Annotated in this window: 21 protein-coding genes; 9 read left to right on the top strand and 12 right to left on the bottom strand. The window is 48.6% G+C overall.

All coding sequences use genetic code 11. The features are described from left to right. Positions 1 to 53: 53 nt before the first annotated feature. The 3 genes from XMG48_RS08100 to gap form a co-directional block, all read right to left on the bottom strand. Complete coding sequence (locus tag XMG48_RS08100) at positions 54 to 1,157, bottom strand: sn-glycerol-3-phosphate ABC transporter ATP-binding protein UgpC (RefSeq protein WP_173481558.1); 1,104 nt, start codon at positions 1,155 to 1,157, stop codon at positions 54 to 56. Between the two features lie 391 nt (positions 1,158 to 1,548). Next, positions 1,549 to 2,997 (bottom strand): pyruvate kinase, encoded by a 1,449-nt coding sequence (pyk, locus tag XMG48_RS08095; RefSeq protein ID WP_173481557.1) that lies wholly within the window; start codon positions 2,995 to 2,997, stop codon positions 1,549 to 1,551. Between the two features lie 127 nt (positions 2,998 to 3,124). Beyond that, the gene (gene gap / locus XMG48_RS08090) at positions 3,125 to 4,129 is read right to left on the bottom strand and encodes a type I glyceraldehyde-3-phosphate dehydrogenase (protein ID WP_173481556.1); all 1,005 of its coding nucleotides are present in this window, start codon (positions 4,127 to 4,129) and stop codon (positions 3,125 to 3,127) included. Positions 4,130 to 4,423: 294 nt separating this feature from the next. Here gap and XMG48_RS08085 point away from each other — a divergent pair, with 294 nt between their 5' ends. Next, entirely contained in the window at positions 4,424 to 5,275 is an 852-nt protein-coding gene (locus XMG48_RS08085; RefSeq protein ID WP_173481555.1) for a MurR/RpiR family transcriptional regulator, read from the top strand. A 2-nt stretch (positions 5,276 to 5,277) separates the two neighbouring features. Further along, positions 5,278 to 6,231: a glucokinase gene (glk, locus tag XMG48_RS08080; protein ID WP_173481554.1), complete on the top strand. Its 954-nt coding sequence runs from the start codon at positions 5,278 to 5,280 to the stop codon at positions 6,229 to 6,231. Positions 6,232 to 6,329: 98 nt separating this feature from the next. On the opposite strand, the gene XMG48_RS08075 is transcribed toward glk, so the two are convergent. Continuing rightward, entirely contained in the window at positions 6,330 to 7,202 is an 873-nt protein-coding gene (locus XMG48_RS08075; RefSeq protein ID WP_173481553.1) for a helix-turn-helix domain-containing protein, read from the bottom strand. Between the two features lie 143 nt (positions 7,203 to 7,345). Here XMG48_RS08075 and XMG48_RS08070 point away from each other — a divergent pair, with 143 nt between their 5' ends. The 3 genes from XMG48_RS08070 to XMG48_RS08060 are packed head-to-tail and all read left to right on the top strand — an operon-like array spanning position 7,346 to position 10,084. After that, complete coding sequence (locus tag XMG48_RS08070; RefSeq protein WP_173481552.1) at positions 7,346 to 8,386, top strand: aromatic ring-hydroxylating dioxygenase subunit alpha; 1,041 nt, start codon at positions 7,346 to 7,348, stop codon at positions 8,384 to 8,386. Next, entirely contained in the window at positions 8,379 to 9,320 is a 942-nt protein-coding gene (locus tag XMG48_RS08065; RefSeq protein ID WP_173481551.1) for a PDR/VanB family oxidoreductase, read from the top strand. Before XMG48_RS08070 ends, XMG48_RS08065 begins: the two co-directional genes overlap by 8 nt. A gap of 5 nt (positions 9,321 to 9,325) precedes the next feature. Continuing rightward, positions 9,326 to 10,084, top strand: a complete 759-nt coding sequence (locus tag XMG48_RS08060; RefSeq protein WP_173481550.1) for a CLCA_X family protein — start codon at positions 9,326 to 9,328, stop codon at positions 10,082 to 10,084. Positions 10,085 to 10,225: 141 nt separating this feature from the next. Here the strand turns inward: XMG48_RS08060 and XMG48_RS08055 are convergent, their stop codons facing one another. The 8 genes from XMG48_RS08055 to purM form a co-directional block, all read right to left on the bottom strand. Continuing rightward, positions 10,226 to 11,683, bottom strand: a complete 1,458-nt coding sequence (locus tag XMG48_RS08055) for a deoxyribodipyrimidine photo-lyase (RefSeq protein WP_173481549.1) — start codon at positions 11,681 to 11,683, stop codon at positions 10,226 to 10,228. A gap of 96 nt (positions 11,684 to 11,779) precedes the next feature. Further along, positions 11,780 to 13,537: a sulfate permease gene (locus XMG48_RS08050; protein ID WP_173481655.1), complete on the bottom strand. Its 1,758-nt coding sequence runs from the start codon at positions 13,535 to 13,537 to the stop codon at positions 11,780 to 11,782. A gap of 23 nt (positions 13,538 to 13,560) precedes the next feature. Then, positions 13,561 to 13,983 (bottom strand): TIGR01244 family sulfur transferase, encoded by a 423-nt coding sequence (locus tag XMG48_RS08045; RefSeq protein ID WP_173481548.1) that lies wholly within the window; start codon positions 13,981 to 13,983, stop codon positions 13,561 to 13,563. A 15-nt stretch (positions 13,984 to 13,998) separates the two neighbouring features. Next, complete coding sequence (locus XMG48_RS08040; protein ID WP_173481547.1) at positions 13,999 to 14,862, bottom strand: MBL fold metallo-hydrolase; 864 nt, start codon at positions 14,860 to 14,862, stop codon at positions 13,999 to 14,001. A gap of 158 nt (positions 14,863 to 15,020) precedes the next feature. Next, the gene (locus tag XMG48_RS08035) at positions 15,021 to 15,257 is read right to left on the bottom strand and encodes a YfcL family protein (RefSeq protein ID WP_173481546.1); all 237 of its coding nucleotides are present in this window, start codon (positions 15,255 to 15,257) and stop codon (positions 15,021 to 15,023) included. Continuing rightward, positions 15,250 to 15,936 (bottom strand): DUF3108 domain-containing protein, encoded by a 687-nt coding sequence (locus XMG48_RS08030; RefSeq protein WP_173481545.1) that lies wholly within the window; start codon positions 15,934 to 15,936, stop codon positions 15,250 to 15,252. The genes XMG48_RS08035 and XMG48_RS08030 overlap by 8 nt, the downstream gene beginning before the upstream one ends. Positions 15,937 to 15,954: 18 nt before the next feature. Further along, positions 15,955 to 16,593 carry a phosphoribosylglycinamide formyltransferase gene (purN, locus tag XMG48_RS08025; protein WP_173481544.1) on the bottom strand — a complete coding sequence of 213 codons (639 nt, stop codon included), beginning with the start codon at positions 16,591 to 16,593 and terminating at the stop codon, positions 15,955 to 15,957. 2 nt (positions 16,594 to 16,595) lie between these two features. Next, positions 16,596 to 17,654, bottom strand: a complete 1,059-nt coding sequence (gene purM / locus XMG48_RS08020) for a phosphoribosylformylglycinamidine cyclo-ligase (protein ID WP_173481543.1) — start codon at positions 17,652 to 17,654, stop codon at positions 16,596 to 16,598. Between the two features lie 127 nt (positions 17,655 to 17,781). On the opposite strand from purM, the gene XMG48_RS08015 reads away from it, so the two are divergent. From XMG48_RS08015 to XMG48_RS08000, 4 genes are read left to right on the top strand one after another with little or no spacing between them, the layout of a single operon-like run. Continuing rightward, on the top strand, positions 17,782 to 18,795 hold the full coding sequence (locus XMG48_RS08015; RefSeq protein WP_173481542.1) for a hypothetical protein: 1,014 nt from the start codon (positions 17,782 to 17,784) through the stop codon (positions 18,793 to 18,795). Further along, positions 18,795 to 19,868: an AI-2E family transporter gene (locus XMG48_RS08010; RefSeq protein ID WP_173481541.1), complete on the top strand. Its 1,074-nt coding sequence runs from the start codon at positions 18,795 to 18,797 to the stop codon at positions 19,866 to 19,868. The genes XMG48_RS08015 and XMG48_RS08010 overlap by 1 nt, the downstream gene beginning before the upstream one ends. Beyond that, the gene (gene hda / locus XMG48_RS08005) at positions 19,868 to 20,596 is read left to right on the top strand and encodes a DnaA regulatory inactivator Hda (RefSeq protein ID WP_173481540.1); all 729 of its coding nucleotides are present in this window, start codon (positions 19,868 to 19,870) and stop codon (positions 20,594 to 20,596) included. Before XMG48_RS08010 ends, hda begins: the two co-directional genes overlap by 1 nt. Next, the gene (locus tag XMG48_RS08000; RefSeq protein WP_173481539.1) at positions 20,593 to 21,276 is read left to right on the top strand and encodes a TIGR01621 family pseudouridine synthase; all 684 of its coding nucleotides are present in this window, start codon (positions 20,593 to 20,595) and stop codon (positions 21,274 to 21,276) included. Before hda ends, XMG48_RS08000 begins: the two co-directional genes overlap by 4 nt. Positions 21,277 to 21,288 lie beyond the last annotated feature (12 nt).

Raw genomic sequence — 21,288 nt, 5'->3', positions numbered from 1 at the left:
ATGCCGGGTGCTCAACCCGTGAAAATCATGCCGAATGCACGAAACTCAAATTCTTATTCAACCGGAAGCACACGCTGATCGTTCTGATCAAACAGGTGACAACGTTCAACCGGAATGCCGAGCGTTAATGTTTGGCCGCTCTTTGCAGTGACATCGCCATCAGCGACAACAACAACGGGTGATTCCAAACCTTCCAAATCCATATAGATCATGCACTGGTCACCAAGATGCTCGACATGGCTGACGGTGCTCTCAATAAAGAGATCGCCGCTACCATCTACTGTTAGGTGTTCTGGGCGAATGCCAAGTGCGGCTTTATCGCAGGCAAAAGCATCAGTTTGGCGCTCTAGCGTCAGAGAGTGACCATCAAGAGAGATCGTGATCTGATTTTTCTCGACTGCATCGACACTCACTTCTAGGAAGTTCATCTTCGGTGAGCCAATGAAACCAGCGACAAAACGGTTAGCAGGGCGGTGGTACAGTTCCAGTGGCGCACCCACCTGCTCAATGCGGCCTGCGCTTAGAACGACGATTTTGTCTGCAAGCGTCATCGCTTCGATCTGATCGTGAGTCACGTAGATCATAGTGTTCTTTAGCGTACCGTGAAGACGAGCAATTTCGATACGCATCTGAACACGTAGTGCCGCATCTAAATTAGAAAGAGGCTCGTCGAAAAGGAAGACTTTAGGCTCACGAACTATGGCGCGACCTATAGCAACACGTTGGCGCTGGCCACCTGATAGAGCTTTAGGCTTACGATCCAGTAGATGATCCAGTTGCAGAGTCTTAGCCACTTCAGTCACGCGGCTGCGGATCTCATCCTTAGGCATGCCAGAGAGTTCAAGACCAAACGCCATGTTGTGGTAGACGGACATGTGCGGGTAGAGCGCATATGACTGAAAGACCATGCCGATGCCACGCTCTTTAGGCGTGTGATCGTTGACGCGCTCACCAGCGATATTCAGGTCGCCTGAAGAGATCTCTTCAAGTCCTGCAATACAACGAAGTAGGGTTGATTTACCACAGCCTGAAGGCCCAACGAATACCACAAACTCACCGTCGGTGATGTCGAGATTAACATCATGAAGAATGTGGACCGGCGTTTTACTCTTTTCGCCGTAAATTTTGTTTAGGTTGCTCAGATTGACCGATGCCACCAAAAACCTCCAGTTGCTTATTATTAACACTGCTTCCTGCAGTTATAGGATTATGCAAAACAGACGTTTTACTTAATCGATTTAGTAACTACGTAATTTAGTCAGGGAACGATTAAGAAACAAGTCAAAAATACCTCTTAACGGCTTCTTAAATTTTTTGCGGTGCGTTAAGAGGGTGGCGTAGAAAAGCGTTGGAGCGGTCTTGAAAAGGCCGCGATGAATTTAGTGTCTGGAAGACGCTGAGAAGGCAGATGACAGGCTGAAGCCAGTCACTGTCACTTCGTAAGGTAGATAAACAGGTGACGGGTTGAAGCCAGTCACTGCTAGTTCATAAGAGGGGATATACCGGTGACAGGCATTCAGCCTGTCATCCGCAGTGAGTTTGTAAGATTTACTTAATATTCGGTCCGACGCGAACGATCTTCATGGTGTTGGTACCACCCTGAGCGTTGACGTAGTCGCCCTTAGTAATCAAGACGATATCACCCTCTTTTACTACCTTACGACGCTGTAGCTCTTCGACAGCACGTTGGTTGATCTCTTCGTTGGGAACCGCTTCTGAATCAAACGGAACGGTTTTAACGCCACGGTAGAGTGCCACGCGGGTCTGTGTCTTTGGATTCTTCGAGAAGGCGAAGATCGGTAGGCCAGAGCGAATGCGCGACATCAGAAGGGGTGTAGCCCCTGATTCAGTCATAGAAATAATCGCAGTGACACCCTCTAAGTGGTTAGCCGTATACATAGCCGCCAAGGCGATCGATTCATCGATTTTGTGGAACCGCTCGTTCATACGGTGCTTAGAGACTTGAGATTGACGGTTCTTCTCGGCGCCTATAATGACGCGAGACATCGCCTCAACGGTCTCAATTGGGAACTCACCAGCAGCCGTTTCAGCTGAGAGCATGACGGCATCGGTTCCATCTAGAACAGCGTTGGCTACGTCAAAAACCTCTGCACGAGTCGGCATGGGGCTGGAGATCATTGACTCCATCATCTGCGTTGCTGTGATTACGGTGCGATCCAGTGTGCGTGCACGATCGATGATCAATTTCTGAATGCCGATCAGTTCTGCATCGCCGATCTCTACGCCTAAGTCGCCACGAGCAACCATAACGCTGTCGGATGCCAGAATGATCTCATCGATATTTTCGACACAGCTAACCGTCTCTGCACGTTCGATCTTAGCAACAATCCCTGCGTCACCACCGGCCGCATTCATCAGTTCGCGTGCTTCTGTGATGTCAGCACCCGAGCGAGGGAAGGAGACCGCTAGGTAGTCCACATTGATCTCTGCCGCGGTAATGATGTCCGCTTTATCTTTTTCAGTCAGAGCAGCAGCTGAAAGGCCACCGCCCTGTAGGTTGATGCCCTTATTGTTTGAAAGTGGGCCGCCAACGGTCACTTCACACTCCAAGCGGTTTGGCTTCTTCTCAACAACGCGCATCTGTACACGACCGTCATCAAGCAGTAGCACATCACCTGGTTTACAATCTTCTACCAGTTGCTCGTAGTCGATACCCACAGCCTCTTGTGTGCCGGCTGTTTTGTCCATGCTCGAGTCCAGAGCAAAACGATCACCCACTTTGAGATGGATCTTAGTGTCTGTGAATCGCGCAATACGAATTTTAGGGCCTTGTAAGTCCCCTAAGATCGCAACGAATCGACCCGCTTTTGCGGCAGCTTCACGAACCATGGCTGCGCGCTTCTTGTGATCATCCGCCTCGCCGTGCGAGAAGTTTAGTCGGACAACGTTCACACCCGCTTGAACGAGGCGTTCAAGTACCTCTGGTGAATCGGTTGCTGGGCCAAGGGTAGCGACAATTTTGGTTCTGCGTTGCATCTTAAATCCTTAAGCGGTTTGCTTTCGGTGGGTAAGCAGGGCTAACTAGTGTTAGCCCTCAGTTGTAGAGAGTTGTAGAAAGTTATACCACGATTAGATGGCGTTTGTGTGAAATGGTTGTTCAGTTTTATTGAGCAACGACTTTAGCAAAACGAAGCATGTTACAGGTGTAGCCATACTCGTTGTCATACCAAGCGACCACTTTCACAAAGGTGTCATCCAATTGGATGCCAGCCTTGCAGTCGAAGATCGATGACTTGTTACAACCACGGAAATCCGTTGCAACAACGGCATCATCAGTAAAGCCTAGCGTTTCACCCAGAGCGCCTGTCTCTGAAGCTTCACGCATTGCACAGCAGATATCTTCGTAGCTCGCTTCACTATTTAGCTCAACGGTTAGGTCAACGACCGATACGTCTGTAGTTGGTACACGGAAAGCCATACCGGTAAGTTTGCCGTTGAGTTCAGGAAGTACTACTCCCACCGCTTTAGCGGCACCAGTAGAGGAGGGGATGATGTTCTCTAGAATACCACGACCGCCGCGCCAATCTTTTGCCGATGGGCCGTCAACGGTTTTTTGAGTCGCTGTAGCGGCGTGAACCGTTGTCATTAGACCGCGTTTCACACCCCATTTGTCGTTTAGGACTTTAGCCACGGGTGCAAGACAGTTGGTTGTACAAGAGGCTGCAGAGACGATCGCTTGGCCTGCGTAGGTTTCATGGTTTACGCCATAAACGAACATCGGAGTGCCGTCTTTTGATGGAGCCGACATGACGACTTTCTTAGCGCCTGCTTCAATATGTTTTTGACAACCCTCTTCGGTTAGGAAGAAGCCAGTACACTCAAGGACGAGATCGACATCGATATCACCCCAAGCAAGATCAGCAGGATCGCGCTCAGCGGTTAGGCGGATGGTTTTGCCGTTCACAATTAGGTTGCCGTTGTCGGTTTGGATATCGCCTTTAAATTGACCGTGCACTGAGTCGTATTTCAGCATGTAAGCCAGGTATTCAGACCCAAGCAGGTCGTTAATACCAACCACCTCAATATCACCATTGAACTCTTGGTAGATTGCACGGAACGCCATGCGGCCGATACGGCCAAAACCGTTAATGCCAACGCGAATTGTCATTTCAAAACCCTCGTAACTAATTTTATTATCAGTTTATGTTGTAAATTTACGTACAGTTTTGCCGACTTTCGTCTAAAGTTCAATCGTATGGGTTATAAAATCCCTATTCTTTTTTGCAATAATGACCCTATTTATAGCGTATATAGCCAATTTTCATAGGGTTTACGCTATTTAAGGCTACTCTCATAAAAGTTATTAACTTACGTAATTTCTTTTAATTCGTAAGTTTTTTACTAACCTTTGGTGTGTTAAAGTAACTTAATTAGATTTCGATGAAATTTGTTGAGGTAGCTAATGCCATCTAACATCATGCAGCAGATCAGTGCAGAGCTTGAGTCGCTGAACCGATCCGAGCGTAAAGTCGCTGAAGTCATTCTTGCAGACCCGCAGGCGGCGACAAGATCCTCTATTGCCGTATTAGCTCGCGCTGCTCAGGTGAGTGAGCCGACGGTTAATCGTTTTTGTAAACGTTTCAATACAGCCGGTTTCCCAGATTTTAAACTGCATCTAGCTCAGGCGTTAGCCCACGGTGTTCCCTATGTTAGTCGCAGTGTCGAACCTGATGACGACTCAGAGAGCTACACCAACAAGATCATCGACGCGACCATCGCTGCGTTGGTCACTGCTAAGAAGACCGTTGATCCACAGATGATCAATCTAGCGGTGGATCAGTTGATTCAGGCTAAGCAGATCATGTTTTTTGGCTTGGGTGCCTCTTGGCCTGTTGCGCAAGATGCTCAGCACAAGTTCTTCCGCTTTAACATCCCAGTCGTCGCTTACGACGACGTACTGATGCAGCGTATGACTGCGGCTGCTTCTTCTACAGGCGATGTTATTGTCATTATCAGTTACACCGGTCGTACTCGTGAGTTAGTTGATATTGCTGAGCTAGCCCGTGCGAGTGGTGCCACCGTGGTTGGCATTACCGCACCGAATTCACCACTGGCACAGCACTGTTCTATTGTTGTTGAGGTTGATGCACCAGAAGATACCGATGTCTACATGCCAATGACCTCTCGTATTATGCACCTGACCGTAATCGATATACTGGCGACGGGTGTCACGTTACGTCGCGGACCGGACTTCCTTAAGCACCTCAAAAACATCAAAGACTCATTAAAAGAGACACGTTACCCAGCAAAATAGGTATGAGTGTGAACAACTTCTCTCTGATTGCCGATATCGGTGGCACCAACGCGCGTTTTGCCATGGTTGAAACGGGTTCTATTAATCCGACTAATATTCGTAATTTAGCAGTCGATGACTTTGCTTCGATTGATCTGGCGATTAAACAGTACCTTAGTGATCTTGGAAGTGATGTTCCCGATCGTTGCTGTATTGCCATTGCTTGTCCTACCCACAACGATAGGATTTCGATGACCAACAACGGTTGGGTATTTTCAAAGCGAGATCTGCAGAACCATTTTGGTATTGAACAGCTATCTGTCATTAATGATTACGCTGCGATGGCTTATGCCGCGGCTAATCTGACGGGTAATCAACTGATTCAGGTGGGTCGTGGAGAGCCTCTGGACGATTTTCCGATTGCTGTGTTGGGCGCAGGCACGGGTTTAGGTGTGTCAGGGTTAGTTCGCTCAGGAGGAGCGTCTATTCCTCTGGTGACCGAGGGCGGGCATGTCGATTTTGCACCGACCACAGAGCAAGAGGTTGCGATTCTGCGTTGGTTGTTAAAACGTTATGAACGTGTCTCAGCAGAACGTCTTGTGTCGGGTATGGGGATTCAAAACATCTACCAAGCCCTAGCGGAATTGCGCGGCTCTCCGGTTGAGCGAATCTCACCTGCGGAGATAAGTCGCTTAGCATTTGAGGAGCGAGATCAGTTCGCGTTAGAGACGCTGGAGCAGTTCTGCAAAATCTATGGCAGTGTTGCAGGTAACTTGGCTCTCTCTTATGGAGCGCAGGGTGGTGTATTCGTCACCGGTGGTATCGTTCCTAAGATGCTCGACTTCTTTATCGAGAGCGGATTTAGACAGCGTTTTGAAGCCAAAGGGCGTTTCGATCAGTACATGTCGACCATTCCGACCTATGTTATGACGGCTGAAGAGCCGGGTTTGATTGGGGCTGCAGCGGCGTTGGTATAGGGCTCTGGAAGTCTGCTGGTAGTGCCGATGACAGGCTGAAGGCCAGTCACGGCGGCTCCGTAGCGTAATTTGTACACTGGTGACTGGCATTCAGCCTGTCACCCGCTCTCTACGTCAAACTGATGTCTTTTTCGAAACGCCATGGGTGTTTCACCAAGCTCTCGTTTAACGAATCGCGTGAAATACCCCGGATCACTGAACCCTAACTCATCCGATATCAGTGCTATTGATCGCTGAGTGAAGGCTAACCGTCGTTTGATCTCAATGGCTAAACGCTGATTGATTGTCTGTAGAGCACTTTTTCCAAAGTGTTTTTTACACAGACGGTTGAGGGTACTTGTTGAAACTCCGCACTGCGATGCGTAATCATCAATATCCCATCGGTTCTCTAAACTGCTTTCGATCAGTTGAGAAAACTGTTTCAACGCATCGGGTAGCTTCTCACTCAATGTTAACGCGGTATCCACTCTTTTGATCATTGCGAACAGTGTGTGGATCAGTTGCAGTGAAACGCTCTGTTGATCGGTAGGTTGTTGCTGCTCTTCTATTAAAAGTTCTGCGATGGTCAGTATCTGTTTCGTCGCTTCCTCTTTATCCCCCAGAAGAAGAATAGAGGCGCTGCTGGTCACAATATCGATGTCTTGCTGAATAATCGGCAGAGCGATGCTTAAAATGACTCCTCTTATACCGTTGTGAAAGTGAAAACCGTGCCTATTATCTGGCGGCAGCGTAACGATAACGGGTTCGTTAATTGAAACTTGATCATCCTCCAGTTGAATCTCAGCTTCACCTTGTTCAATGATTAAGACCTGAAATAGATCGCTATGCTTATGCGGTTTGATAATGCCGCGGTAGGGTCTGCTACTCTCTTGAACTGTCTCAATATGAACAAACCCTGCTTGAGCGTCACTCTGGCTGTCACCGTAGAGTGCATAGTTGGGTGTCATAGATGACTTTGTAGATCTCTGCATGACGAAAAAAGTAAATCCATAGATAGTATTTGCCTATAATCTCTATTATTTGATCGAAAAGTGCAATTAATTGGCGTTTTTTTGAGTTGGGAGTTCTTAAGCCAATTGCGATACTGAGTTCATAAAATTAAAAGGAGTTCGTCATGCATATTCAAAACGCCTGGTACGTCGCAGCTATGTCGTCTGAAGTGACCGATAAACCACTCGGTCGCACCATCTGTAACCACAACTTGGTTATGTACCGTGGTAAAGGTGATGCCATCGCATGTATTGAAGACTTTTGTCCTCACCGCGGCGCGGCCATGTCGTTGGGGTATGTAGAAGAGGGTGAGTTGGTCTGTGGCTATCATGGCCTGCGTATGGGTCCAGATGGTCAGACGATCTCGATGCCAAAACAGCGTACCGATCGATTCCCTTGCACGCGCTCGTTCCCAGTGATGGAGAAGTACGGGTTCATCTGGGTGTGGCCCGGCGATAGAGCACTAGCGGATGAGTCTAAATTGCCTAAGTTCCATTGGGCTGAGAATGCTGGTTGGGCTTATGGTGGAGGCCTGTTCCACATCAAGTGTGACTACCGTTTGATGATTGATAACCTGATGGACCTGACTCACGAAACCTACGTTCACTCGACCAGTATTGGTCAAAAAGAGATCGATGAAGCGCCGGTGAAAACGCGTATGGAGGGTGATCAGGTCATTTCTGAGCGCTTTATGCCAGAGGTTAAAGCCCCTCCGTTTTGGCAAATGGCGATGGAGTTTCAGGGGTTAGACCCTAATGCGACCGTCGACCGCTGGCAGATCTGCCGATTTAATGCACCGAGTCACATCATGATTGACGTGGGTGTGGCGCTTGCGGGTAACGGCGGTATTGATGCGCCGCTTGAGAAGCGTGCTAGCAGTGTGGTGGTCGATTTTATTACCCCTGAGACGGATTCAACAATGCACTACTTCTGGGGTATGGCGCGAAACTTCCAGCCTGAGGATACCGCGCTAACCGATAAGATTCGTGAAGGGCAGGGTGGTATCTTTACTGAAGATCTTGAAGTACTGGAAGCGCAGCAGAAGAACTTGGATCGCTACCCAGATCGTGACCTGCTTAAATTGGATATTGATGCCGGCGGTGTTCAGGCGCGGCGTATGATTGAGCGTGCGATTAAGTTAGAACGGGAGGCGGGTAATGCTTAAGCTGCGGGTTGCGAGTAAAGCCCTTCTCACCGATCAGATTGTGAGCCTGACGTTGGAATCTGCATCAGGCGAGCCATTGCCAAAAGTCAGTGCAGGAGCGCATATCAATTTGCACCTGGGTACCGGTTTGAGTCGTCAGTACTCTATCTGTAATCCCGGTACCTCAACTACATATTATGAACTAGCTGTGTTGATTGAAGCTGAATCACGCGGAGGTTCTAAAGCCGTCGCAGCGCTAGAAGTCGGCGATATCATTGAGGCGGATGAGTCGCAAAATCACTTTGGCTTGAAAACAGCGTCCAATCACCGTCTTTTTGCAGCAGGCATTGGTATAACACCGATGCTTGCGATGGCGCGTGAACTGAATGCACGTGGCAGTCAATTTGATCTTCTCTACCGAGCAAAGTCACCTGAGAGAGCAGCCTATTACTCTCAACTGCAGCAGTGTGATTTTTCAGCGGCTTGCCGTTTCTCTTTCTCTAGTGATGGCGGACTTGACCTGGCAGTTGAGTTGGCAAATCCTCAGGCCGATGAGCAGCTCTATGTGTGTGGCCCACAGCGTTTTATTGATGCGTTATTGGATGCTGCTAAAGAGACTGGCTGGCGCACGGATCAGATCAATCGAGAGTATTTCAATCCGGCCGTTCCCGAAGTGGAAGAGGGGGATCAGCCATTTACTGTGAAGTTGAAATCGACCGGTGATGAGTATCTGGTACCGGTTGATCAAACCATTGCTGAAGTTCTAGAGGATGCAGGCGTCTTTGTTCCTCTCTCTTGTGAATCGGGTGTTTGTGGTACCTGTCTGGTTGATGTTGTTTCCGGTGAGCCGGATCACCGAGATCTGTATCAAAGCGAAGAGGAGCAGGCCTCAAATCGACAAATGACGGTCTGCTGTTCACGCAGTAAAACGCCTGTGATCGAGATTGATTTGTAGAACGAATGCAGCGCGTTTGGCGACGAGGCCCTCCCCGAAATCTGGGTCACAACCCTGGGTTTAATGAGATTCGCAATTTCTTCGATTTTCGTTCGGTGCGCATTGGTGGGTGGGTCACCGCTAAAGAGCAGGCGATGCGGGCTGAAGAGTTCTTTATTGCCCTGTTAGATCTTCAGGAGATACTCGGTCTTCCTAATTTTGCGCTGTCACTTCGTGGCGAACTATCACTCCATTATGGCACCGGTGGACGTCCCGGTGTCTGTGCGCACTATCAACCCTCAGCTCGAACCCTTGCCCTGGCTAAAAAAGCCGGAATTGGCAGTTTGGCTCATGAGTGGGCGCACGCTTTAGACCACTATCTGGCTAAAACCTCTTTCGAAGAGGATGTTGGCGCACGTTTCGCAACGACAGCATGGTTGGCTGACTTTACCCACAAAGTGCATCCACTTAATGATGCCTTAGACCGGCTTTACACGGCGCTCTACCTTTCCAACGATAAACAGAGTCCAAGTGACTATGTCACTCGATCCGTTGTCTTAGATAAGCAAGCAGGATCGCTCTATTGGAGCCTGCCCGAAGAGTTGTTTGCTCGTGCATTTGAGGCTTGGATATCGAGAGCGGAGATAAAGAATAGCTTACTGATAAACCCTAAAGATATCGTTCGGGATACAAAAGGGCTCTATCCGTTGGAGGGGGAGGCGGTTGTTATAGATAAGGCGTTTGAGGATTACTTTGGGTTGTTGGGGTATGCGCTTTCTAGGTAGTTTCTGAAACGCTGTTGGTGCCGATGACAGGCTAAAGCCAGTCACGGGAGCTCCGTTAGGTGACAAGCTAAAGCCAGTCACGTCAGTATTACCAAGGTGACTGGCTTTCAGCCTGTCATCCGCTGTTGAGTGAACGGCAAGCTACTCAATCACATGCCTCCTAAGAATGGCTCGATTATGCATCTGAACCTCTGGCCGTTCACGCCAACTCCAAAACAGCTCTCTGGCTTCAGCAGCTGAATGTTTTAGATCGACAATTGGATCTGGATAGCTCTGCTCACTCTCCAGCATCTGTTTCTCAAGTCCACCCATCGCCCAAGGGGAGTGTCTGAGCTCTTTGGGTAGTTCCGCTAGTTCAGGTACCCATTTCGCGATGAAGTGACCCTCTGGATCATGCTCCTCGGCCTGTAGGGTGGGGTTGTAGATTCTTAACGTATTAATACCCGTTGTACCTGCTTGCATCTGTAACTGTGGGAAGTGAATGCCCGGTTCAAAATCGAGAAACTGTCGAGCTAAGTGAGGTGAGCCGAGGCGCCAATCAATCTTTAGGTAGTGGCATAGAAAGCTTACAAGCATCGCTCGCATTCTAAAGTTGATGTAACCGGTACGATTGAGTGCTCGCATGCAGGCATCAACCAGAGGCACGCCTGTCATACCACTCTCCCACGCCTTTAGATCTTCTTCGACTTTTTTATCTGTTCGCCACGGAAATTGGTTGTAGCCGGCATTGATCGGTTGGGTTTCTATCTCGATCTGAGATTCAAATTTTTGAATGAAGTGGCAGTGCCAGTGCAGACGAGATCGAAACGTTCTAAGAGATTTCTCCCACTGACTTCTGACGCAAGAGGGTTTGGATTGTTGGTAAACCTCAGCCAGGCTGATATTTCCCCACGCAAGGTAGGGGGACAGTCGACTGCAGTGCTTGCGAGAGGCGGAGGGTTTCGAGATCGCTTTGGAATAGAGCTGACCACGCTCCGTGAAAAAGCTCTCTATCACAGATGCTGCTGCGCTAGGGCCACCGTATTGCATCAGCGAGTCAGTCTCTAACCAATCCGGTTGAGGTTTAAAATAGGGTAGTGGGTTTGAGTGATCTAGCCTAGCAGGGATGAGTTGGGTTAGGTCCGGTTGATGTAGTGGGCCTTTGATCCGTGCATCCCAATTATCCAACCAGTTATCACGACTGCGAGCCCCTCTAATAACGGCTCCGTAGGGTGACTCATTCCACTGAATGCCCTGCTTCATGCATAACCTCTTTACCCGTTTATCACGGGCAAAGGTTTTGGCCATGCCGATCTCTTCGTGGCTATAGATTGAGTGAACATTCGTGATCGAGAGTATTTTAGAGAGTACCTCGGTTGGCTCACCGTTGAGCATGACTATTTCAGAATTAAATGCCGCAAGCTGATGATTGATATCGTTGATGCTCTGATAGACAAACCGCCAGTGACGTTCACTGTAGTGGCTATCTTCCATGAGCTCAGGTTCGAAAATGTAGATAAGCAGTAGAGGTAAGCCTGATTCAATCGCCTCTTTTAGAGGTCGGTGATCGGTCAGGCGAAGATCGCGTTTGAACCAGACAATGTTGATGGGGGTTGGCATGGGTACCTCTGTTGATGCAGAGGTATAGGTTGAGGGGGGTGAATCGGATCACTGCCGCATGATAAAGCCGATGACAGGCTGAAGGCCTGTCACCATTTAGTTAGTCAAAGCCGCTTTGGCGCATTTGCTCATGCGCGTATCGGACTCGTTATGAAGAGTGCACCAGGCTTGGTATTGGCTGAGGAATACTTGGCCAGTCAGTTCGTTTAGGAAATGACTCTTCTTAAGCTGATCCATTACCGGGCCTTTTACCTCTGACAGGTGGAAGCAGACGCCAAAGTCTTTGAGTCGCTGGTTAATCGCCTCAAGGGACTCTAGGGCTGACGCATCAATCAGGTTGACGGCTGGGCACATCAGAACAAAGTGCTGGACCCCTTTTTGTTGGGCAATCAGGTCATAAACACGGTCTTCTAAATAACGCGCGTTAACGAAGTAGAGGCTCATGTCGATACGCAGTGTGATGATCTTCTCATCGTACTCCACCTCAAAACGATCGACGTTACGGAAGTGCTCTGTACCGGGAATTCGGCCGACAATCGCATCGTGTGGCTTACTCGTGCGCTGCAGAAACAGTGCGATCGATAAGGTCACACCGGCGATGATGCCTGCTTCTACACCGACTAACAGCGTCAGCAGTATGGTTGCCAGCATTGCCATGAAGTCAGGCTTCGAGTAGCTCCAAGTGCGTTTTAGGGCGCCGAGGTCGACCAATGACAGAACGGCAACAATAATGGTTGCGGCCAGTGTCGCTTTGGGTAAGAAGAATAGAAGCGGTGTTAGGAAGAGGGTAGCGACTGCAATACCCACTGCTGTGAATGCGCCCGCTGCCGGTGTCTCTGCGCCGGCATCAAAGTTGACAACGGAGCGAGAGAATCCACCTGTCACTGGGAAGCCGCCAGATACCGCTGAACCTACGTTGGATGCGCCTAGGCCAATCAACTCTTGGCTGGGATCAATTCTTTGACGACGCTTTGCTGCCAGTGTTTGTGCAACAGAGACTGACTCAACAAAACCGACAATACTGATCAGCATGGCTGAAATGAGCAGTTGTTGCCAAAGTTCTGCATCAAAATGTGGCAGTGCAAACTCGGGTAGTCCTGTTGGAACGATACCAACGACTTTGACCCCCTCAAGCTCTAGGCGGTAGTAGTAGGTCGCAAAGGCTGTGGCGGCTACAGCCAAAACAGGTCCCGCTTTGGCAATGACATCAGCCAGTTTTGAGTTCATCCCGGTTTTAAGCAGAAGTGGCTTTAAGCTCTTACGGGTCCAGAACAAGAAGGCTGTCGCAGAGACGCCGATAATCAGAGTCGGGATGTTGGTGTCTTCTAGGTGAATGATGATTGAAGAGAGAATGTCATATAGGTTGTGGCCAGACGCGTTGATGCCAAGAATGTGTTTTAGCTGACTGGCGGCGATGATCAGTCCAGAGGCGGTAATAAAGCCGGATATCACCGGGTGGCTGAGCAGATTGGCCATCGCGCCCAATTTGAAAAAGCCCATCAGTATTAGCAGGGTGCCCGAAATGAGCGCCAAAGCACCGGCAGCAGCAATATAATCGGTGGTGTTGGCAAGTCCGAGGCTGCCTAAAGCGGTCGCGGTCATCAGGGAGACAACCGCAACTGGACCAACGGCTAAGGTACGGCTGGTTCCGAAAATAGCGTAAGCGATCAGTGGCAATATACTTGCATATAGCCCCACCTCTGGCGGTAATCCAGCAAGCAGAGCATAGGCCAGTGATTGCGGAATCAACATGATCGTTACAATCACTGCCGCGATAAGATCATTGGTCAGCGACAGTTTATTGTACGATTTTGCCCAGTCTAAAATCGGGAAATAGTTCTTCAAAGTATTAATCCTGAAAAGCAGAAAACGCTGCTTTACTTCTGACGTGCCTCGATTCGCGCTTTAATTCCGTTAAGGTCATACCCAGCATTAGCGGCGGTATCGATAATCGCTTGTGCCTCCTGTCTTGACCCTTCTGCCATGCCCCATAGCATGGTGCAGCGAGTACCGGTGCGACAAAAAGCGAAGATCGGGGTTTGCGCGGAGGCTAAGAACTGATCAAATGCCTCAACATCTTGGTCGCTGATGTTGCCAGAGATAACGGGCTGAGAGACGTAGGTTAACCCCAGCTTCTGACACTCCATTTCAATCAGTGCTAGATCGGGTTGATCCTCGCTCTCGCCGTTTGGTCGGTTGCAAATAACGGTTTTAAAGCCTGCTTCAGCAATGGCTTTAATATCTTCAATCGCTACTTGAGGTGACACGCTGATTGAATCTGTGAGTTTTCTTACATCCATGAAATGTTTCCTTAATTAGAAAAGGTCTACCGGAATTTTTAGGTAGCGCTGACCGTTCTCTTCAGCGGGTGGCAGATGACCAGCACGCATATTGACTTGAACCGATGGCAGAATCAGGCGAGGCATATCAAGTGTTGCATCACGTGATTCACGCATTTGTATAAAGTCAGCCTGATCATGCTCTACGCTAACGTGAATATTGTGCTGACGCTCTTCACCGATGGTGGTTTCAAATTGGTACTCATCACGACCAGGTGCCTTGTAGTCATGACACATAAAGACACGGGTCTCATCCGGTAGGGTGAATAGCTTCTGAATCGACTGGTAGAGGGTTGTTGCATCGCCCCCAGGAAAATCGCAACGCGCGGTTCCGTAGTCAGGCATGAATAAGGTGTCACCCACAAACAGAGCGTCACCGATTAAATAGCTCATACAAGCAGGGGTGTGTCCGGGTGTGTGGATCGCTTTTGCAGCGATTGAGCCGATATTAAATGACTCATCATCTTTGAATAGATGATCAAACTGGCTGCCATCACGTTCGAATTCTGTACCGGCATTAAACGCTTTGCCGAAAACATCTTGTACTACAGTGATGTGATCACCAATGGCTAAGGTGCCGCCCAGTTGATCCTTTAAATAGGGTGCTGCAGATAGGTGATCGGCATGAACGTGAGTTTCAAGAATCCATTTGGTCTGCAGTCCCTCTTCTTTTATGTAGGTGATGATTTGATCGGCTGATACTCGATCAGTTTTACCTGACGCGTAATCGAAATCGAGAACGGAATCGATAATTGCACACTCTTTCGTTTCAGAGTCTGAAACAACGTGGCTGAAGGTAAAGGTGGGTTCATCAAAGAAGGTTTTAACGATAGGCTGCATTGGATGCTCCATCTAGCTTTTAAGGTGCAATTAACGGTCTGTCTAGACTTTAGTTATATGCTTATAGCTTAAGGTAAGTATCCTACTCTTAATTTGCGAATTGTCAATTACGACGGGGGATGTAAAGGGGATTTATTCGAAGGTGTAGAGTCTAAGAATTAAAATGAATTCAACAGCTCTAAAACAAGTGATTGATCGGTTGCTGACATCTTGTCGACCTTGAATGATTCGGTAATCTCAGTGATCAATTGAGCTAGATTCAGTTTTGCATCTTGGCTATGAAGTAGATCGATATGCCCCCTGATATAGGAGATCGCAAACAGCTGATCAGGGTTGTCCAGTGAGACGGTTTCAAGCTCTAACAGTTGATCGGATAGGGTCTTTAAATCAATCATAAAATTCCACGGATTTTAAGTTAAGAAGGTGCTCTTTGCCGTCTGCATCGATTCGGATTAAACGTATGGTGAGGTAGTCGAGCTCTTTTGCCATCCAGATAAGAGTCGTATGCTGTTGGCCGGCCCTAACCAGTTGCAATTTTTCACATAGAAAAGTTCCTGCAGGGGTTTTCAGTAACTCCTCGCCAAGCCGATTAAACTGATAGCTCTTGATCTGCCCACCATCAGCGATTCTATAGTCAAGTTGTTGCCGCCCTGACTTTAAATCTTCTCTGAGTTGAAGCTGGTAACTGAGCCTATCTTGAACTGCACTCTCCCAAGGTTGATTCCAGGGGTCCCCATTGACCAGTGTCGTAATTCGGCCTCCAGCCTCATCAAAGTCAACTGAGATAGAGCGTGAGCGACCAAACAGACTGCGCTCGTAGTTGTATAAGAGCGGTGACCACTCACCATGACTGAATTTGAGCTCGCTGGTTTCGCTCTGCTTGGCCATAAACGCTGAGGCTCTGTTGGTAAATCGCCAGGTTCCTGTGGAGGTTTTAACGAGCTCTCGTGTCGCAGTCACCGGAACATCAATTAAAAGATCGATGTTGGCACTGTAAGAGGCTTTAAAAGGGGTAGGTTGAGCAAAGGATGGGCCGATAAGAAGTATCGATAACAGTGCTACCCAACTTCTCATCTTCCCATTAATCCTCATTTACACTCGGTAAAGGTAGCCTGTTTCACCCAAAGGTGATCCGTCTAGAAAGACTCGGTTGTTCTCTAGAGTGATGCGTTCAGAGGCAAACCAAGAGACTGCAAGTGGGTAGATTTTATGCTCTAGCTGATGCACTTTTTGGATCAATGAATCAACAGTGTCGCCTTGCTCGATGTAGGTAGCAGCCTGAATGATGGCAGCTCCGCCGTCCAGCTCTTCTGAGACAAAGTGCACAGTACAGCCATGCTCTGTATCGCCAGCCTCCAATGCTCTCTGATGGGTGTTGGTGCCTTTATATTTAGGCAGAAGAGAGGGGTGGATGTTAAGAAGTCGACCGCTGAAGTGCTGAACAAATTCGTCGGTCAAGATCCGCATGAAGCCAGCTAATACCACGAGGTCCGCTTGCCATGCATCGATCTGCTCCATCAGTGCACTATCAAACGCAAGGCGTGAATCGAAATGGGTATGATCAACCACAGCTGTCTCTATACCGGCTTTTTTAGCGCGCTCTAAACCATAGGCACTCTCTCTGTTTGAGAGAACGCCAACAACTCGGCAATGCTGGTCGTTGGCAGTAGCATCTATGATGGCTTGTAGATTCGATCCCGACCCTGAGATTAGAACTACAATGTTCTTCATCGTTAGTGGCTCATACCTGCCAGCTCAACTTGCTCGTCGCCCGCGGCAGCGTTTGCGATAGAGCCGATCAACCAAGCCTCTTCGCCAGCGGCTGATAGGATCTCAATGGCCTTATCAGCTTCGCTGCCAGGAACACAGATCACCATGCCAACGCCACAGTTTAGGGTGCGGTACATCTCTGTTTGATCAACGTTGCCGCCGGCTTGAATCCAACGGAATACTTCTGGAATCTCCCAGCTATTGGTATCGATCACCGCTTTTGCGCTCTCAGGAAGTACGCGTGGGATGTTCTCTAGAAGGCCACCGCCGGTGATGTGAGACAGAGCGTTAACCTGTACCTTCGAGATCAGCTCAAGAACCGATTTAACGTAGATGCGAGTAGGTTCCATCAGTGCATCTGCGAGCGTACCCTTACCCATTGGTTGGTTTAGGTCAGCGTTAGACACTTCAAGAATTTTACGAATCAGTGAGTAACCGTTTGAGTGAGGACCCGATGAACCCAGTGCGATTAGAGCGTCACCAGCTTGTACTTTAGTACCATCAATGATCTCTGATTTCTCGACAACGCCAGTACAGAAGCCGGCTAGATCGTAATCGTCGCCTTCGTACATGCCTGGCATTTCGGCTGTTTCACCACCAACCAGTGCGGCACCGGCCAGTTCACACCCTTTACCAATACCGGATACAACGTCTGCTGCCATATCGACATTCAGTTTGCCTGTTGCGTAGTAGTCAAGGAAGAATAGAGGCTCTGCACCAGCAACGACTAGGTCATTAACACACATAGCCACCAAGTCGATACCGATGGTGTCATGACGGCCAAGATCCATGGCCAACTTCAGTTTAGTACCGACACCGTCGGTGCCGGAGACCAGTACTGGCTGGCGGTAACCCTCCGGGATTTCACACAGAGCACCAAAGCCACCCAAACCACCCATCACTTCTGGACGGGCTGTGCGTTTAGCAACACCTTTTATTTTCTCGACAAGGGCGTTACCTGCATCGATATCGACTCCAGCATCTTTGTAGCTGATTGAAGGGGTATTGGTATTGCTAGACATCTGTGTTTAACCTCAGGGGTGAAAGCGAATTTAATAGGTTGTGAATTCTATCAGTTTGCGCACCGCTGAGCTATTGTGTGTTACAGTTCTTAGCAAATTTAGCGATGATTTTTTCTTAGGTTTTTTGATGTCTCGCCATTTAATGAAAATCAAGGTTCTAGCTCTAGCTTCAGCTCTACTGACTTGCTCAGTGAGTGCGGTGGCTAAAGATCTACTATTGTGGCCAGTTGATGGGCGCGAATCGCCGGTTAAAGCTGAGCAGGAGAGTGCTCGTTGGGTGCAATTCTTGGTCGAAAAAGGTCGATCTGAATCTATCTCAGTCGCACTGCCCAGTGAATTTGGCGTCGGGCCACTCTTCTACCCTCAACTGGTTCAGGGCAAAGCCATTGATGAAACACTTCAACGCAGTGCGGCCGGCACCGGAAATGGTGCTGCAGTGCTCGTGCAATTGAACGAGGGTGGTATCAATTGGCGATTTATTAAAGAGGGTGTAGGTCAAAATCTTCGTACTTCCGTGACCAGCGATGGGCTTGCCTTGGGTGTGAGTTGGCTAAAAATGCAACTGGATTTAGAGGCGGGTCCGGCCATTGATGAGCGCTCCACCGCTGATGAAATAGTCGAGCAGCCCAATGCTAACACCGCAGACGTAGAATCGATTAAACCGGAAAGGGTTGAGGCTCCAACGGCTCAGGTAGATCAGGTTGCGCCTCCGGTTATCTCGGCTGTTGAAACCGCTGCGCCCGTTTTACCCACACAGAGCTCTGCGATTGTTTCCAGTAACTATCAACACACTGGTCATGAGATCAGCGTGACAGGTCTGGATGATCTCTCTTCACTGTTACGAGTGACAGGTAAACTACGTGAGACAGAGGGTGTTAAATTTTTGTATGTGTCACAGATGAACGACGTTGAAATCCGTTTAGTGGTGGGTTCTGATCTCGGGCTTGCCGAACTGAGTGCTCTATTGGTTGAGCAATCTTGGTTAGAGGAGACGGGTATTGATGCTTACCAGTACAAACCCTTTCAGCTGGAAGAGCCAGCAACCCTTGAAGCCTTATTAGAGCCTTTGTCTACTGATAGTGATGCTACTCTTGTGCCTGAGGCAGAAATCACTCCATCAATTGAAGAAGTGATCGAATAATGCAGCAGCGTTGGTTTATTCTCTCAGTTCTAATTGTTATCACAATCCTTCTATATCTATTGGCACCGGTATTAAGTCCCTTTGTTGCGGGTGCTCTATTGGCATACATATCAGACCCTATTGCTGATCGATTAGAGGCAAAAGGCATGGGTCGAACCCCGGCCGTCATTGTTGTATTTACCTCCTTAGCCTTGGTTCTGGTGGGTGCATTACTGCTGCTGATACCACAGTTGTCACATCAAATTCAGATTGTCGCTCAGCGAATTCCAGTAGTTATCGAACTGGTTAACAACGAGTTGATCCCTCTGATTGAAGCTAACTTAGGTCTGTCCATTGCTAAACCGGATCTGGCTCAAATTACAGCCGTGTTGGCTCAACACTGGCAGAGTACCGGTTCAATCGCGACCGCTCTTATATCCTCTATTACACAGTCTGGATTGGCTATCGCTGCTTGGTTAGCCAATCTGGTATTGATTCCAGTCGTCACTTTCTATCTGTTGAGAGATTGGGACACGATGGTCGCAAACATCGCTGAGTTGTTGCCAAGAAATCTAGAACCTAAGGTCTCTATCTGGGCAAAAGAGTGTGATTTTGTCCTCGGTGCTTTCATGAAAGGGCAGTTAGTGGTCATGCTGGTGTTGGGTGTTATCTATGCGATAGGCCTGGCACTTCTCGGGGTAGATCTTGCTCTGCTGTTAGGATTGATTGCAGGGTTGGCGAGTATCGTTCCTTACCTTGGCGTGATCATTGGCATTCTCTCCTCTTCGGTTGCGGCCTATGTTCAGTTCCAAGATCCGACCATTCTTCTGGGTGTAGCAGCGGTCTTTATGGTCGGCCAACTGCTGGAAGGTATGGTCCTGACCCCGAAACTCGTCGGTGATCAGATCGGTCTTCATCCGGTTACGGTCATTTTTGCGATTATGGCGGGTGGTCAGCTGTTTGGCTTCATTGGTGTGTTGTTGGCGCTGCCGGTGGCGGCTATTATTCGCGTGTTATTGTCACATCTTCACAGTGGCTATAAACAGAGTTCGCTTTACCATCACGCAGTTGATCAGGATGAACCCTCAGTCTGATGTCCCTCTCATCACAGAATACTCCTCAGCAACTCCCTTTAGGTGTTCAGCTTCGCAGTGACGCTAAGCTATCTCGTTTTGTACAGTCCCAACAGAGTGCATTAATACCAGCGTTAAAGGGTTTGATTAATATACAAGAGAATCAGTCTCAAGAGTCCTTTGTCTATCTATACGGTCGCGAGAATACCGGTAAGAGTTATCTTCTTCAGGCAGTCTGTAACGAGGCAGAGCTTCTCGGTATTTCGGCGATCTATCTACCACTGAGTCAAACCGATGAACTGTCGATAGAGATGCTAGAAGGGTTAGAATCTTTTCAGTTGGTCTGTTTGGATGATGTTGACTCTGTGATTGGTGATTCAGCTTGGCAAGAGGCGCTTTTTCATCTATTCAATCGCATTCGAGACATTGGCCACTCATTGTTGATCAGTGGTATGGATTCGCCCGCAAATAGTCAAATAGAGCTTCCAGACCTTCGTTCACGCTTGGCTTGGGGGCTGACTTTTAAGCTGGAGGCTCTCTCGGATGAGCAGAAGCGAGAAGCGATTCAGCAGGAGGCCGCAGCAAGAGGTTTGGTGTTGGCTGATGAGGTTGCACAGTATCTACTGAATCATGGTGAGCGAGATCTTTCGAAACAGTATGAATACCTTGATCAGTTGGATCGAGCCTCATTGCAGGCGCAACGAAAACTGACCATCCCCTTTGCTAAACAGGTGTTGGGTTGGCTGTGACGCTGCAACGCCTTTTTGATCACCCCGATTTTATGGCCATCTACAAGCCGATAGGCGTTGGGATGCACTCTGAGTCAGGAGAGTTGGGTCTTCAATTGCTTGCTGAACAACAGTTTGGGTTAAAGCTTTGGATGGTGCACCGGTTAGATAAGGTGACATCGGGCGTGCTTCTGTTCGCTAAACATGCCGAAGCAGCCGCGCAGCTATCAAACCTGTTCAGTGAACAGTCGATTCAAAAAACTTATCTCGCCCTAAGCCAATCGAAGCCGAAACGAAAGCAGGGTCGCATCAAAGGTGATATGGCAGCAGCTCGCAATGGAAGTTATAAGCTGCTCAAAACTCAGTCTAACCCTGCTATTACTGACTTCTTTTCACTCTCTATTGAGCCGGGTTTACGTCTCTTCGTCTGTCGACCTAAAACCGGTAAGACGCACCAGATTCGAGTCGCCCTGAAAAGTGAAGGTGCGGCAATACTCGGTGACCAGCGATATGGCCAGCCCTCTGATCGTACCTACCTGCATGCTTGGCGTATCGCATTTCAGTACCAAAAAGAGGCTTTTCAGATAGAGTCAGCCCCTCTAGAAGGTGAGTGGTTCAACAAAAACACTTTTATCGACAAGCTGAAGCAACTTGAAAATGGCAACTATTGGCCAGAACATTGGCTTAAGAACCAGAATTAATGAGACAAAAGT

Source organism: Marinobacterium sp. xm-g-48 (assembly GCF_013282925.1).
GTDB lineage: Bacteria > Pseudomonadota > Gammaproteobacteria > Pseudomonadales > Balneatricaceae > Marinobacterium_E.
The sequence above is the reverse complement of the archived record's forward strand: the minus strand, read 5'-3'. Positions and strand labels throughout refer to the sequence as shown.

What these genes read in the sequence shown, in the direction of transcription:
- XMG48_RS08010 (WP_173481541.1), top strand. Translation starts at nt 18,795, where the DNA reads ATGCAGCAGCGTTGGTTTATTCTCTCAGTTCTAATTGTTATCACAATC.
- XMG48_RS08075 (WP_173481553.1), bottom strand. Translation starts at nt 7,202, where the DNA reads ATGCAGAGATCTACAAAGTCATCTATGACACCCAACTATGCACTCTAC.
- XMG48_RS08085 (WP_173481555.1), top strand. Translation starts at nt 4,424, where the DNA reads ATGCCATCTAACATCATGCAGCAGATCAGTGCAGAGCTTGAGTCGCTG.
- gap (WP_173481556.1), bottom strand. Translation starts at nt 4,129, where the DNA reads ATGACAATTCGCGTTGGCATTAACGGTTTTGGCCGTATCGGCCGCATG.
- XMG48_RS08035 (WP_173481546.1), bottom strand. Translation starts at nt 15,257, where the DNA reads ATGATTGATTTAAAGACCCTATCCGATCAACTGTTAGAGCTTGAAACC.
- XMG48_RS08070 (WP_173481552.1), top strand. Translation starts at nt 7,346, where the DNA reads ATGCATATTCAAAACGCCTGGTACGTCGCAGCTATGTCGTCTGAAGTG.
- purM (WP_173481543.1), bottom strand. Translation starts at nt 17,654, where the DNA reads ATGTCTAGCAATACCAATACCCCTTCAATCAGCTACAAAGATGCTGGA.
- XMG48_RS08060 (WP_173481550.1), top strand. Translation starts at nt 9,326, where the DNA reads ATGCAGCGCGTTTGGCGACGAGGCCCTCCCCGAAATCTGGGTCACAAC.
- purN (WP_173481544.1), bottom strand. Translation starts at nt 16,593, where the DNA reads ATGAAGAACATTGTAGTTCTAATCTCAGGGTCGGGATCGAATCTACAA.
- hda (WP_173481540.1), top strand. Translation starts at nt 19,868, where the DNA reads ATGTCCCTCTCATCACAGAATACTCCTCAGCAACTCCCTTTAGGTGTT.
- glk (WP_173481554.1), top strand. Translation starts at nt 5,278, where the DNA reads ATGAGTGTGAACAACTTCTCTCTGATTGCCGATATCGGTGGCACCAAC.
- XMG48_RS08015 (WP_173481542.1), top strand. Translation starts at nt 17,782, where the DNA reads ATGTCTCGCCATTTAATGAAAATCAAGGTTCTAGCTCTAGCTTCAGCT.
- XMG48_RS08045 (WP_173481548.1), bottom strand. Translation starts at nt 13,983, where the DNA reads ATGGATGTAAGAAAACTCACAGATTCAATCAGCGTGTCACCTCAAGTA.
- XMG48_RS08040 (WP_173481547.1), bottom strand. Translation starts at nt 14,862, where the DNA reads ATGCAGCCTATCGTTAAAACCTTCTTTGATGAACCCACCTTTACCTTC.
- XMG48_RS08055 (WP_173481549.1), bottom strand. Translation starts at nt 11,683, where the DNA reads ATGCCAACCCCCATCAACATTGTCTGGTTCAAACGCGATCTTCGCCTG.
- pyk (WP_173481557.1), bottom strand. Translation starts at nt 2,997, where the DNA reads ATGCAACGCAGAACCAAAATTGTCGCTACCCTTGGCCCAGCAACCGAT.
- XMG48_RS08030 (WP_173481545.1), bottom strand. Translation starts at nt 15,936, where the DNA reads ATGAGAAGTTGGGTAGCACTGTTATCGATACTTCTTATCGGCCCATCC.
- XMG48_RS08065 (WP_173481551.1), top strand. Translation starts at nt 8,379, where the DNA reads ATGCTTAAGCTGCGGGTTGCGAGTAAAGCCCTTCTCACCGATCAGATT.